The 13755-nt window shown below is 41.5% G+C and carries 9 protein-coding genes and 2 tRNA genes; 3 read left to right on the top strand and 8 right to left on the bottom strand.

The window, feature by feature from the left end; translation table 11 throughout:
• The first annotated feature begins 7 nt into the window (after window positions 1–7).
• The 3 genes from H5154_RS00385 to H5154_RS00375 all read left to right on the top strand — a co-directional run bounded on the left by H5154_RS00385 (window position 8) and on the right by H5154_RS00375 (window position 4311).
• On the top strand, window positions 8–385 hold the full coding sequence (locus H5154_RS00385) for a DP-EP family protein (RefSeq protein WP_182717026.1): 378 nt from the start codon (window positions 8–10) through the stop codon (window positions 383–385).
• Window positions 386–567: 182 nt separating this feature from the next.
• Entirely contained in the window at window positions 568–1563 is a 996-nt protein-coding gene (locus tag H5154_RS00380) for a sensor domain-containing diguanylate cyclase (protein WP_182717025.1), read from the top strand.
• 225 nt (window positions 1564–1788) lie between these two features.
• Window positions 1789–4311, top strand: a complete 2523-nt coding sequence (locus H5154_RS00375; RefSeq protein WP_182717024.1) for a TonB-dependent siderophore receptor — start codon at window positions 1789–1791, stop codon at window positions 4309–4311.
• A 65-nt stretch (window positions 4312–4376) separates the two neighbouring features.
• Here H5154_RS00375 and H5154_RS00370 read toward each other — a convergent pair whose 3' ends face one another.
• The 8 genes from H5154_RS00370 to H5154_RS00335 form a co-directional block, all read right to left on the bottom strand.
• Window positions 4377–5294: a tetratricopeptide repeat protein gene (locus tag H5154_RS00370; RefSeq protein WP_182717023.1), complete on the bottom strand. Its 918-nt coding sequence runs from the start codon at window positions 5292–5294 to the stop codon at window positions 4377–4379.
• Between the two features lie 239 nt (window positions 5295–5533).
• Window positions 5534–5671 (bottom strand): hypothetical protein, encoded by a 138-nt coding sequence (locus tag H5154_RS00365; protein WP_169020715.1) that lies wholly within the window; start codon window positions 5669–5671, stop codon window positions 5534–5536.
• A gap of 173 nt (window positions 5672–5844) precedes the next feature.
• Window positions 5845–7197 (bottom strand): magnesium transporter, encoded by a 1353-nt coding sequence (locus H5154_RS00360; RefSeq protein ID WP_182717022.1) that lies wholly within the window; start codon window positions 7195–7197, stop codon window positions 5845–5847.
• A gap of 114 nt (window positions 7198–7311) precedes the next feature.
• Window positions 7312–10395, bottom strand: a complete 3084-nt coding sequence (locus H5154_RS00355) for an efflux RND transporter permease subunit (protein WP_182717021.1) — start codon at window positions 10393–10395, stop codon at window positions 7312–7314.
• Window positions 10392–11693, bottom strand: coding sequence for an efflux RND transporter periplasmic adaptor subunit (locus H5154_RS00350; RefSeq protein WP_182717020.1), 1302 nt, complete (start codon window positions 11691–11693; stop codon window positions 10392–10394). Before H5154_RS00350 ends, H5154_RS00355 begins: the two co-directional genes overlap by 4 nt.
• 2 nt (window positions 11694–11695) lie before the next feature.
• A complete protein-coding gene (locus tag H5154_RS00345) occupies window positions 11696–13096 on the bottom strand; it encodes a TolC family protein (RefSeq protein WP_182717019.1) in 1401 nt (466 codons plus the stop codon).
• 434 nt (window positions 13097–13530) lie between these two features.
• A tRNA-Phe gene (locus H5154_RS00340) sits at window positions 13531–13606 on the bottom strand.
• A gap of 48 nt (window positions 13607–13654) precedes the next feature.
• Window positions 13655–13730, bottom strand: a tRNA-Thr gene (locus H5154_RS00335).
• Window positions 13731–13755 lie beyond the last annotated feature (25 nt).

Raw genomic sequence — 13755 nt, 5'->3', positions numbered from 1 at the left:
AAATAATATGAATAACAATCAAGAGCTAATTCACTTTACAGTAAAAATTGAACTAGACAGTAACGACAGTGCCAATTTCACATACTTTAGAGATGGGAAAGAAGTATCTGGCGGTGGAGTTGTAAGAACTGAGACTGCAGGTATTTACACATTAGAACCAACGACTATTACTAGCGGCTTTTTATTTACCGGAGCCACTATCACCAATAAAAAAGGTGATTGTGCCGGCGACTTTAGCTATAAAGTGAGTGATGACAGCCAATCAATCGTCATTATAGACAGCAATGAAAATAATGGCACAGTGTGCTTAATTTTTAACGTTGAGTGTAATGGCAAAGCGTACGAAAGCGCTGACCCTCAAGTTGAAAATGAAGATATATTTTAATTAACAACACCTAAACAATTACTACAATATACTTCGCAGACTCTTAAACTAGAGTCTGTGAATAAATAAAAACAATAAAAATCAACACCTTAACAACCAGAAGATTACCAGAAGGTTTGTTTGCACTTTTTTAAGTAAATTTATAGACACCAAAAACGTATAGCAAAGCGTAAGGATCAAACGTGTCTAAGCAAACAAATAATAATAACCAAGCACTTAATGCAAATAAGCAATCAACCGCTGCCGGTAAAACTCTGTCGACCTGCCTGTCACACATACAGTTTGGCGCATTAATAGAGCTATTTAATGGCACTGCTGAAGGCATTTTTGTTATTGATGAACAAGGCACGTTTGAGTTTGTTAACCCGATGGCGGCGCAGCTTTTAGGCGACTCACAACAATCGTTAATTGGCCAAAGCTTACTGCCGTTTTTGCACGAAACAGATCGTGACAAATACATGTATACGCTATTAAACTGGCTTGATATAAAAGACACTCGCCTTAACTTTGGCCCAAATGAAGTTAAAATAAATAAACTCGATGGCAGTATAATCGAAGCCGATTTATCTATTTCTAACATGCCACAAAGCATTGCCTGTGCACAAAAGCTATACGTTTGTATATTACATGATTTAAGCGCGCATAAAGCGATATTTAATCGATTAAAAATACAAGCCTCGACTGATCACTTAACCGGCCTTGCTAACCGTTTTACGCTTGATGAGTCATTAAATAAATTTTGGGCAGAGAGTATTCAAAGCCATCAGCCTTTAAGCACAATACTGATTGATGTCGATCATTTTAAGAGGTTCAACGATACCTACGGCCATATTAAAGGCGATAAGTGCTTACAAAAAATAGCCAAGGTTATTTTGCAATGTATACCATCAAGAGATTGTTTAGCCGCTCGCTATGGCGGTGAAGAATTTGCTGTTATTCTGCCACGTTGCAACCGTGATAGTGTCGCCGTTGTTGCCAGACACATTCAACAACAGATTAATGCGATGTCATTTACTGACATTGGCCTACCGCCAGAAGTTAAAGTAAGTGTGAGCCAAGGTATTGCCTGCGAATTTGATAACCAATACCGCACCTGCGAAGCACTAATATGTGCCGCTGATACGGCTTTATATAGAGCAAAATCTGACGGCAGAAATAAAATTAGTATTAGTGCTTAATACGCTATAACGGTAAATAATTTGTCTATCAGTTACAGCTCGCTATTACTTTTTGCAGACAGAACTGCAACTTGTAAATAAAACACACTAACAGTTACATAAGACGCAAAATATTAACAATTAAGGTGCATTGCTACTATGGTATTCTGATCTATTCTTTGTTGAGTAAACATTTTATTAGTAAAATGTTGTTGGTTAAAATCAACATACTCAAGGGATTACTATATGGCTAACTTAAAAAAACTGCCCCTACATTTAGCAATATGCAGTACATTTGCTTTTCAAGTAAGTGCCATTGCAGCAGAGCAACCAACTAGCGAAAACGAAGTAAAAGATATTGAAGTTATTTCGGTCACCGGCACACGTCGTAGTTTACGCAGCCTGTCGGAAAGTACAGTTCCTGTAGACTTGCTAACCAGTCGTGATCTGGCAACCACAGGCCAACTAGAAATAAGCCAAGTGCTTGCAGCCCAATTACCTAGCTTTAACTACCCAAGTGCAACCCTCGCTGATGGTACTGACCATGCAAAACCTGCAGTATTAAGAGGCCTAGCTCCCGATCACACCTTAGTACTTGTCAATGGTAAACGCCGTCACTCAGGTGCTTTATTGAATTTAGGTGGCACAGTTGGCCGCGGCTCTACGGCTGTTGATTTAAATAATATTCCAACCTCTGCGATTAAGCGCGTCGAAGTACTGCGTGATGGTGCAGCGGCTCAATATGGCTCAGATGCCATTGCTGGTGTGATCAATATTGTACTCAAAGATGCCGATGAAGGCGGTAGTGTAAGCTACACCTATGGTGAGTACGACACACAAATGGCGGGCTCTCCTCAGTTACTCAGCACCAGTGCTGATGCGCAAGGTAATTTAAGCTTTGCCAAAGGCGAAGACCGTAAAGTAAACGATGGTATTACCCGAACTGCAAGTGCCAATGCGGGCTTTTCGCTAAGCGAGAATGGCTTTATCAATATCTCAATTGAAACCCGTAACAACGAGCCAACTAACCGCTCAGGTATTGATGAGCGAGAACAATATAATCGTGATGAAAACGGCGCGCTTGATCCAAAAGAGCTGACGTTTGACCGTTATAATCACCGCTTTGGTAAAGCCGATGTTGAAGATATCGCGCTATTTTATAATCTTGGCTACGACTTTAGTGATGACTTATCACTTTACTCTTTTGCCAGTTATTCAAATCGTAAAGGTAACTCAGGCGGTTTCTATCGTCGTGCCAAAGACAACCGTAATTTGCCAAGCGTTTATCCAGATGGGTTTTTACCAAACATTGACACTGATGTTGACGACTATTCGTTTGCTATCGGTTTAAATGGGGTTAGTAATGATTGGACATGGGATATCAGCACTAATTATGGTCGCAATGATTTTGCCTTAGGTGTTAGCAATAGCATCAATACCTCTATGGGTGCTAACAGTCCGACAGAGTTTGATAATGGCGCATTAGTGTATGAACAATTCCTTGTTAACATGGATGCCAGCAATAGCTTTGACTTAGGCTTACCTGATGACGTGTTTGTTACCATTGGTACTGAATATCGCCATGAAAACTACCAAATCAAAGCCGGTGAACAAGCTTCGTATTTAACGGTACTTGATGCACAAGGCGTACCTGTTGCCGCTGGTGGTGCACAAGTTTTATCAGGTTTTTCACCGGATAGTGCAACTGATAAAAGCCGCCATAACATTGCTCTATTTGCTGAATTTGATACCTACCTCACTGAAAATTGGAATGCTGTGCTAGCAGGTCGATTTGAAGACTATAGTGACTTTGGCAGTACTTTTACAGCGAAACTTGCCAGCCGCTATAGCATTACTCCTTCATTATCGTTACGTGGTGCTATCAGTAGTGGTTTTAGAGCACCGTCTCTTGCACAAACGTCTTATAAATCAGTCAGCACTGTATTTGAAAATGGCGTACCTAGAGAAGTCGGATTATTTCCAAGTAGTGAGCCTGCTGCCAAAGCGCTTGGCGCAAAAGATTTAGACGCTGAAGAGTCTGTCAATATGACCGCTGGTTTTATCTTCACAGAAGGTAATTTTAGCTTCACGCTTGATGCTTATCGTATCGATATTGATGATCGCATTGTGCTTTCTGAAAACTTAGAAGGCCCTGCTGTTGAAGCTATTTTACAACAAGCCGCTGAGCTTAATACCCAAAGTGTGCGCTACTTTACCAATGCTATCGATTCGCGTACTCAAGGGGTAGATATTGTTGCCACCTATTTACTTGGTTTAGCTGACTATGGTGACTTACGCTTAAGTGCCGCTGTAAACTTTAACGATACAGAAGTTACTCATGTGAAAGACAATCCACCGGAACTGGAAGCGTTAGGTGATGAATATCAATACTTTGCACGACGTGAAATTTCTCGATTCGAAAAAGGCACACCAGCAGATAAATGGAACCTGTCTGCAACATGGGATTATGAAAATATTCAAACCACGCTTCGTGCAACACGCTATGGTGAAGTAGTTGATACCTCAAGTAGTGCTGAGGGTGATGAGCTTCTAAAAGCAAAGTGGCTCACCGATATTGAAGTGGCATATCGTCCAACTGAGCAATGGAAACTTGCTTTAGGTGCTAATAATCTATTTGATCAGTACCCGCAAGATACGGTAAGTAATATTGGTTATAGTGATTTTAACCAAATTTTCACTTACAGCGGGTTCACGCCATATAGTTTAGATGGCCGCTTTGTTTATGCGAATGTAGCGTTTAGCTTTTAATTAAACAAATAACTACGGCCCATATAAATATGGGCCGTCTTATCGAGGGTGCATAGTTACAATCGCTACAAAGTTAAGGCTTTAGCTAATTGTTCATAGACTATTTTATGGTTACGATTTAAGTCACTCACTTTAACCGCTTTAAACCACTTAATGGCCTGCTGATTATCTTTTGCTTGCCAGCATATTTCTGCCAGCCTTAATGTATGCGAAGCTTTGGTAATATCATCGCTGCCATCGACCATATAACTTAACGAGTCAACATAATACTTAATGGCAAGGTCATACTGTCCGAGCAATTGATATGTACGCGCTAAATTCCCTTGTGCAACAATAATTTTGCCTTGATGCTGAGTTGGAAGTATCCAATCGAGTGCTTTTTTTCTACTATCTCTGGCATTTTCTAAATCGCCAAAAGCATGATAAATATTTGCTTTATTGGAATGTAATTCAAAATTAAAAATTGGGTCTTTACTCTTGCCAAACTTTCGTTCGGTTTTGAGTAGCATTTGAAAAGCGGATTCTTTATTACCAAAAACATACTGCAAATTGGCTAACTCAAGCATTCGCATTGGATCTGCAAACGCGTCGTACATCAACTGTATATCTGTAAGAGCCTTATTAGCATAGATTTCTGCAAGCTCATCATCCTCAGAGTAACGTAAGGCTTTGGCGTAATAAAAGTAAGCTTGGACTTTAAATACTTCAGGTAGATCATCTCGTTCTGCGAATGGCTCAACAATGATTTTTAAGGTTTCATAATCACTTTTATCGTAATAATAATCAAATAAGTAAGACTTGGCTTTATACCACCGAGTTGAATGTAGCTCTGATTGCTCTATACGTTCATTGATATAAACTAAGCAGTCTTTCTCTGGCTGCTGTAAGCAGAATTGTTCGTGATCACTAAAGTGTTCAGACGCATTAGCTAGCGTAGAGAAAATAAAGATAAAAATAGCGATTATTAAGTGATTTTTTATCATAAAATTTAAGCAAACGCTTAATGCTGTAAAGGATATACATAGATTAAAACATATTTGCATAAAATTATTAACAAATATTACGCACTAGCAGAGCATGATGAACAAAAAGTGGGATAAAAAACTGGCTTGGCAATTACAAAAATATTTTATAATTGCCTAAGTATTTGAAAAGTATATTTATATACCTTTACTGATGGCACTAAATAACTAGCCGCACAGCAGTGTTTTTGTATGCTAAATTAAGCTGCTTTTTTCAGCGCTTTTTTAAGCTTACCTATTTTGGCTTTTTGTTTTGCGACTTTATCTTTACGAGCGCTGATTTCTTTTTTAATCGATTTTACTTCTTTACTGATTGCTTTAGCTGGTTTCTTTGACATTGAGTATTTCCTTTTTAATTATGTAGCTCGCTACTGCGAGAGTTGTACTTTATGATAAAAAAGAACCAGATGATACGCGCCAACCAGTTCTTCACTAAAGATTCACACAACAGAAATAAAACTGAAATTAATCAAATACCTGTAAAAGTTATCATACTGCGTACACTAAAATACTAAAGTAGTAATAAACTACCTAACCCTAAGAAAGTGACAAAGCCAACGATATCGGTCACTGTTGTCAAGATTACTGAACCTGACAGTGCCGGGTCGATTTTCATTTTATCTAAAATCGAAGGGATCACCACGCCAGACAAAGAGGCTGCAATTAAATTAAGCAAAATAGCCACTGTAATAGTGATACTGAGCATCACATCACTAAACCAGAAATAGGTAAGCACACCAATTACCATAGCCCACACACAGCCATTTACAGCCCCTACCCTAAGCTCTTTTTTAAGTAACGCCTTACGGTTTGAGTCGGTTACCTGACCAAGCGCTAAACCGCGGACGATTACGGTAAGTGTTTGACTACCGGCAATACCGCCCATTGATGCAACTACCGGCATTAATACTGCCAATGCAACTACTTGCTCAATGGTTGCGCCAAATAAGCCAATAAACCAGGATGCTAAAAATGCGGTTGCTAAATTAATGCCTAACCAAATACCACGGTTTTTCGCACTTTTTCGTACGCTGGCAAATAGATCTTCGTCTTCACGTAAACCACCCGCTTTTGCCGCTGCTTCATCGGTGACCTCTTGGCGTAATTCATAAGCTGAGGTAACTTTTAATCGCCCCAGTAACTTGTTATCGACATTGACAACGGGCATTGCCATTTTTTCACTGTGGATCACCACTTCCGCGGCTTCGTATAGGTCATCGTCAGCATGCAGTGAGGTGATATCGTGATCAGCAAAACTTAATAAGGTATCTGAATCCTTAGCTTTAAATAACGTGTTAACCGATACCTCACCAATTAGCGTGCCTTTGCGGCTTACTAAATAAATAACCTCGGTATATTGCGGTAAGCCTTTTTGCAGGATTTTTCGTGCGCCACCGACCGTAAGTTTGTCTGAAACCTTAAGTGAATCAAAATCAAGCCAGTGACCAAGTTGCTCTGGCAGATACTGCTGCGCTAATTCATATTGCTTGGTTTGTACTTCATCAAGTTGACGGCGAGCGTATTCAACAAAGCGCTCAGGGATCACTTCTTCAAGTTCAAGTAACTCAGCAACGCTTACTTCATCAAGTAATTTAAAACCGGCATCTTCATCGAGTGTTTGTAATAACCAACGACAGCTATCGGCGCCTAAATTAATGAATATTTCGTGCTGGGTGTCTTCATCTAATAATTGCCAAATATCAATACGCTGATCTTTTGGTAAGGCTTCAAATAATAACGATAAATGTTCTGTCGAGAGTATTTCTTTGGCGTCAGCTAACAGCTTATTTTTACGTTCTGTGGTATCACATTGTAAAAGCTCGTCAATAAGCTGTGGGAGTTGATCAATCGGGTATTCAATCATGTTGAAGCCTTTGAATTTAACTACTTTGTGTTTAGTTTACCTCAGCTTGAAAAAATAGTTTGAGAAATTTTGCATCGTATTCCCCACAGCCTAATTAGCTGTGGGGAAAGTTGTTTATTTAAACCAGCCTTGTACGCGCTCTACCAACATATAATTAACGGGCACCAGTAACAAGGTAATAAAGGTTGCAAAAATAATCCCAAAGCCAAGGCTCACCGCCATCGGGATCAAAAATTGCGCTTGTGTCGCCTTCTCAAACAGCAGCGGCATTAAGCCTATAAAGGTGGTTAAGCTGGTTAGCATTACAGGGCGAAAACGTGATGCGCCCGCCATTTTTACCGCCTCCAGTAAATCACCACCTTCACTGCGTTTTTTATTTATAAAATCAACCAATACCAGTGAATCATTCACCACTACGCCAATCAGCGCTAGCATGCCGAGTAAGCTCATAATGGTCAGTTCCATGCCCATGATCCAATGTCCAATAACTGCGCCTATCATGCCAAATGGGATCACACTCATAACGATTAATGGCTGCAAGTAAGATTTAAATGGAATTGCTAATAAGCCATAAATAATGAAAAACACAAAGACCAATGCCCACGCGAGTGAACCAAATGATTCCCGCTGCTCTTTAGCTTCACCCTCAAGTGAGTGGCTTACTCCTGGGTATTGCTGTACAAGTTCATCTAAATACTCTTTTAAATCAGCTTGTAGCACCGTCATATTGGTGTTTTGTTTTTCAATATCAGCAGTCACATTTAAAGTACGGTAGCGATCAATGCGATTAATCGACGAAGGGCTTTGTCCCGGCACCAGCTTAGCTACATGCGATAAAGGCACTGTGCCGCCATCGGGTAGATTAATTAAAATATCTTTTAGATCCGCCACTGAGCGGCGTTCTTCAATTGGTAAACGCACCATTACTCGCACATCATCGCGACCACGTTGAATGCGCTGTGCTTGTGCACCAAAAAATGAATTACGCACTTGTTGCGATACATCAACACGATTCAACCCCAGTGCTAGGCCTTGCTCTGTTAGCTCTATTTGTAGCTCTTCTTTGCCATCGGACATACTATCAGCAATATCAAATACCGTTGGGTATGTCGCTAACCGCGCTTTGACATGATCAGCCACTTCTTGCAATGTGGTGAGTGAGGTTGCACTCAGTTGTACGTCAATCGGATCTGAACTGCGGCCAATTTCGGCTCTAAAGGTTAAGCTCTCTGCACCCGGTATTATACCAATTAAATCGCGCCATTCACTGGCAAGCTCGCGCGAGCCAATATCAGAGTCGCGGCTTTCAGCGGGTGTTATTTCAAAACGAACACTGCCGGAATTAGACGCACCACCGCGCCCGCCTGTGGTGGCGAGTATATTTAAAATAACACTTTCACCTGTATCTTCATCGCGGTACTTATCTTGTAATTGGCGTGCTTTATCCGACATATCAATGACATATTTATTAGTCACTTCAAACGGTGTGCCCGTTGGCAAGGTTAAGTTAACTCGAACCGTTTCACTTGGAATACGTGGGAAGAAAATAAACTTAGTCCAACCACTGGTGATCATGGTTAAAATGATCAAGAAAATACCAACAAACAAGCTCACCGTTGCTAGTTTATGCCGTAAAGCGAGGTTTAAAATGGGCTGATAGTATTTTAAGATTGCATGCTCAAAACCATCAGCAAAACGTTGTTGGAACTTATCAAATTTTGAGGGCTCGCCTTTTTGATGACGTAATTTGATGTACTTTAAATGCGCTGGTAACACGAACTTAGACTCAATTAACGAGAATAATAGCACGGGGATCACCACCACTGGAATTTGCGCAAATAACGCGCCACGCCCACCTTCAATAAACGCCAAAGGTAAAAAGGCCGCGACTGTGGTTAAAACCCCAAACGTTACCGGCGTTGCCACTTCTTGGGTACCACGAATAGCCGCTTGTTCACCTGATTCAGCCGTTTTTAAATGAGTATAAACATTTTCACCAGTAACAATGGCATCATCAACAACAATTCCCAGTACTAAAATAAAACCAAATAAGCTCATAATGTTCAGTGTTACACCAAACAATGGCATCGCTAAAAAAGCCCCCATAAACGATACTGGAATACCAATGAACACCCAGAATGCGATGGCCGGTCGTAAAAATAACGTCAGTAAAGCCAACACTAAAATGCCGCCTTGTAAGGCATTAGTGGTAAGCGTGGCAATACGACTTTTAACCAGTTCTGAATCATCATCCCAGTAACTCAGCTCAAACCCCATCGGCAGATTTGTTTGCTGGTTTTCAATGAATTCTTTAACCTCATCCGCCACGGTAATAGCACTTTGCGGGCCGATTCGGTACACATCAATAAACGCGGCTTGTTTACCATTAAAGCGGGTGCGCACTGGGGTTTCTTCAAAGTCATCGCTAATTTTAGCAATATCTCCAAGGCGAATTATGGTGCCATCGCTTTGGTGTTTTACTACAACTTGGGCAAATTCGTCTTTACGGTAAGCTTGGCCTTTAGAGCGAATGAGTACGTCGCCGCCTTCGGTTTTTAAATTCCCCGCAGAAATGTCTGAGCTCGAATTGCTAATGGCCCGTGAAATATCACTTAAACTTAAACTATATTGGCGTAATGTATCTTGACTGACTTCAATGGCTAACTCGTAATCGCGCACGCCACTTAGTTCAACCTGCGTCACGCTCGGTAAACGTAGTAATTGATCTCGTACTTGCTCGGCGTATTCGCGGGTTTCTTTTTCGCCGTAATCGCTGGCAACGGTGACTGCAATGACTTCGCGCTTGCGCTCTGCAAGAGCTACAACGGGCTTTTCGGCATCAACAGGAAAGGTATTGATCGCATCAACCCGGCTTTTTATATCGGCTAATAACTCCCGCGGATCATAACCGCTTTCAACTTCGATGCTAACCGAGGCAGAGCCTTCTGAGGAGCGACTTGAGATCTGCTTGATCCCTTCTAAATCTTGCACTGACTCTTCAATTCGAATCGTCACCCCTTGCTCTACATCTTCTGGCGTTGAGCCACGTAATGATACGCTAACGCTAATGCGATCGGTTTCAAATGAAGGAAATACTTCAAGCGGTATTTGCGTAGTTAAACTAAATAGACCCGCAAATACAATGCTGATCAGCAATAAATTAGCTGCAACATGATTTTTGGTAAACCAAGCTATCATGGTTTATCTCCTTGCGATCTTGCTGCGCGGCGTTTTTCAACTAACTGCTCAACAGTAATACCCTGTTTCTTAGCCATCTCTTCTAGCTGCTCACGACTTGGGCGCTGTTTTTTCACAGGTTCTGTCGAGGTTGCGGGTTCACCCATTACTTTAACTCGCGTACCCGAGCTCACCTGACCAAGCGGTGTGAGTACCAACTGTTCACCAGCCGTTAAACCACTGGCAATAATTCCTTGCGTGGCGTTTTGCCATGCTAAGCTAATCTCTTTACGCTTAAGTACGCCTTGCTCAACAACATACACATAGCTGCCTTGATAAATGGTGCTGTTAGGAATAACCAATACATCGTTTACCTGTTTACCGCTGATCTGCGCTTTAATATATTGCCCTATCTTAATTGGGTATTGGTTTTGCGCTGTTGCTTTGTATGGATCATTAATTTGTGCCACCACGTACAGTTGTTGGGCGCTTTCATCAATAGCTCCTTCGGTACGCGAAATTTGCCCAAGCCAACTTTGCTTGCCGACTAAGTCTGAAGTGAAATGCACCGCTGATCCAAGTGCATTTTTTTGCCCATCACGATATTGCTCTGGTAAGTTTATAAATGGCAAATCTTTATTTTTGATTGGCAGACGAATTTCGACACTATCAATGGCATAAATCGTTGCAAGCTGAGTATTATTAGACACCACTTGGCCTAGATCAACACTGCGACTGAGTACACGACCGGCATAAGGAGCTGTAATTTTAGTACGCTCTAAATCAAGTTCAGCTTTTTCAAGTTGCGCTTGAGCTGACAACACTTGTGCTTGCGCTGCGGCTAATTGTGGTTCGCGCAACACTAAGTTACTCGCTTGTGCACCATTACCTAAACGCTGCCAGTCAACCAAAGCTTGACGTCCACGCGCTTGCTCTTCTTGTAAGCCCTGTTGCGCAGTTAATAAGTTTGCTTGTGCGGCTTTTACTTCAGCGCGGTGATCCCTATCATCAAGTTGCAGTAACACATCCCCTTTTTCAAAAAAGCCCCCTTCGCGAAACTGCTCACTAACCGCAATGATTTGCCCCGATGCTTGAGCAACTAAGCCACTTTGCGTACGTGGTTTTACGGTGCCAAAACTATCAATCATCACTTGGTATGATTGCGGTGTTAGTAACTGCACTGCCACACTAATTTGTGCTTTAGGTGGCGCTGCAAAACGATTAGCTTGCGGCGGGTTACCTTGAATGAACATAACGATTGCTGCGGTTGCTGCAATCACTACGGCTGGGATCAATATTTTTCTGGTTTTTAAGTTCATAGTTATTGCTCTGTTGATGCGTTGGTTGGCTGTGAAAAATCGCCACCAAGGGCAATATGAAGATTTATACGGTTAATAATAAGTTGGTTTTTAATTTCGATGACTGAGCTTTGTGCATCAAAAGAGCGGTCTTGTGCATCTAATACGGTGGTGTAAGTGACTAAACCACTTTGATATTGCTCAAATGATAATTGCTCTGCTGCAATAGCATTTTCTTGCGCTTTAAGCGTAGCCTGGTAGCGCTGTTGTAATGACTGCTCTTGCGAAATAGCTTGTTCAACATCATTAAATGCATCATACAAACTCGCTAAATAATTTTGCTCTTGGCTTAGCACTGCTAACCGCGCAGCTTCCTCGTTTGCTTTTAGTCTACCTGCATCAAACAGCGGCATAGAAATGCTACCAACCAACGACCATGCCAGGCTCGACGGAGAAAACAAGTCGCTTACTCGGTCTGTGCTATCACCTAACGTTGCTGATAAATCTAAGCTGGGAAAACGTTGTTTATGGGCATAGGCCAAATTAGCATCGGTACTTAACAGTTGATACCAACTGGCCATTAAACTTGGTTTACGGGTGATCAATTCTGACGGTAAACCTAATGGAATAGGTTTATCTAATAATGGTAGCTCGGCCTCGACAGTTAAGGCGCCTTTTGGATAATCTCCAGTTAGCCGTTCAAGTGTTCGAATAGCTTGATTTAATGTCGCTTTTTGCCCGGCAATTCGCGAGCGTTCAGTATTTAGTTCATTACGCGTTAAATACACATCTAACGCATCATTTAAACCTTGGCGATAACCCGATTCAATAATTGCCAAATTTTGCTCAGCGTTTTTTTCACGCTGTTGATACAGTGCCAATAGCTTTTGCGCACTGATGACATTAAACCAGCCGCTGACTACATCGCCTACTAAGCGCTGCTTACTTTGCTCAAAATTGGCTTGCTCTGCTAAAAATTCAAGGTTAGCTTGACGCTGCGCATCAGATAGCTTGCCCCATAGATCAATTTCGTAGCTGAGGGTTAAATTTGCCGAACTGGCATTATTGTAGCTAACAGGGCGATTATCTTTGCTGCGATTCGTCCGCGAAGATAAATCCAAGCTCGGCCACAACGCGGCGCCTGTGGCAATTAGCTGCTGCTGTTTAATAGCAACATCATAACCGGACTGCAAAATTTGCTGGTTATTTGCTAATGCCTGTTCAACTAGAAAAAAAACTTGTGGGTTTTCTAGCTGCTGCAGCCAATTATCTTCAACCTTTAATGCAGACGTAGTCGCTTGTTGCCAAAGCTCTGGGGTATTTGCGATATCTTGCGCACGTTCAGTAGGATTGAGCTGATTGCTGCATGCACTGAGCAGCAACACACTCACCGCCACTAAACTCGGCTTAAGTTGCCAAATCATATAAAAACCTGAATTACTGCTATTTATGAGTGTAATTCAAGCACCAGTGCAGCAATAGCTCAACTGACTTTACATAACATTACACATGCTTAAAGGAAACAGCGGTGAAGCGCAGGTTTTGTGGGATTAAAGGTGAAAGGTGAAAGGTGAAAGGTGAAAGGTGAATTAGAAAACTCAACCGAGTACTTGGCAAACTTTACTTGTGCTAATTTTCTCTAAAAAAAAAGCCCCGCATTTTCATGCAGGGCTTTAATATAAATGGTGCACTGAGGCGGCAAAAAATTGTCTGGAACAATTTTTAACGTCCGAAGGATGGCCCGTAGGGCAAAATACAGGGAAGCATTTTGTAATCGAACGTAGTTCGAGGCCGCTTATGTTTTAACTTAAATAAAAACAAAAAAGCCCCGCATTTTCATGCAGGGCTTTAGTATAAATGGTGCCTCGACGCGGAATCGAACCACGGACACGAGGATTTTCAATCCTCTGCTCTACCGACTGAGCTATCGAGGCACTTAAACAGTGCTAATTAAATGTTTTAAAACATTTAATTTAAATAAATGGTGCCGACTAACCGAGTCGAACGGTTGACCTACTGATTACAAGTCAGTTGCTCTACCAGCTGAGCTAAGTCGGCACACTAAACTGTGTGCTAAGGCACG

Source organism: Pseudoalteromonas sp. SR44-5 (genome assembly GCF_014163675.1).
In the GTDB taxonomy this organism is placed as follows: Bacteria; Pseudomonadota; Gammaproteobacteria; order Enterobacterales; family Alteromonadaceae; genus Pseudoalteromonas; species Pseudoalteromonas rhizosphaerae.
Note: the sequence above shows the minus strand (reverse complement) of the source record. Positions and strands in the feature narration are given on the sequence as shown.

What these genes read in the sequence shown, in the direction of transcription:
- H5154_RS00385 (WP_182717026.1), top strand. Translation starts at nt 8, where the DNA reads ATGAATAACAATCAAGAGCTAATTCACTTTACAGTAAAAATTGAACTA.
- H5154_RS00360 (WP_182717022.1), bottom strand. Translation starts at nt 7,197, where the DNA reads ATGATTGAATACCCGATTGATCAACTCCCACAGCTTATTGACGAGCTT.
- H5154_RS00355 (WP_182717021.1), bottom strand. Translation starts at nt 10,395, where the DNA reads ATGATAGCTTGGTTTACCAAAAATCATGTTGCAGCTAATTTATTGCTG.
- H5154_RS00375 (WP_182717024.1), top strand. Translation starts at nt 1,789, where the DNA reads ATGGCTAACTTAAAAAAACTGCCCCTACATTTAGCAATATGCAGTACA.
- H5154_RS00350 (WP_182717020.1), bottom strand. Translation starts at nt 11,693, where the DNA reads ATGAACTTAAAAACCAGAAAAATATTGATCCCAGCCGTAGTGATTGCA.
- H5154_RS00345 (WP_182717019.1), bottom strand. Translation starts at nt 13,096, where the DNA reads ATGATTTGGCAACTTAAGCCGAGTTTAGTGGCGGTGAGTGTGTTGCTG.
- H5154_RS00365 (WP_169020715.1), bottom strand. Translation starts at nt 5,671, where the DNA reads ATGTCAAAGAAACCAGCTAAAGCAATCAGTAAAGAAGTAAAATCGATT.
- H5154_RS00370 (WP_182717023.1), bottom strand. Translation starts at nt 5,294, where the DNA reads ATGATAAAAAATCACTTAATAATCGCTATTTTTATCTTTATTTTCTCT.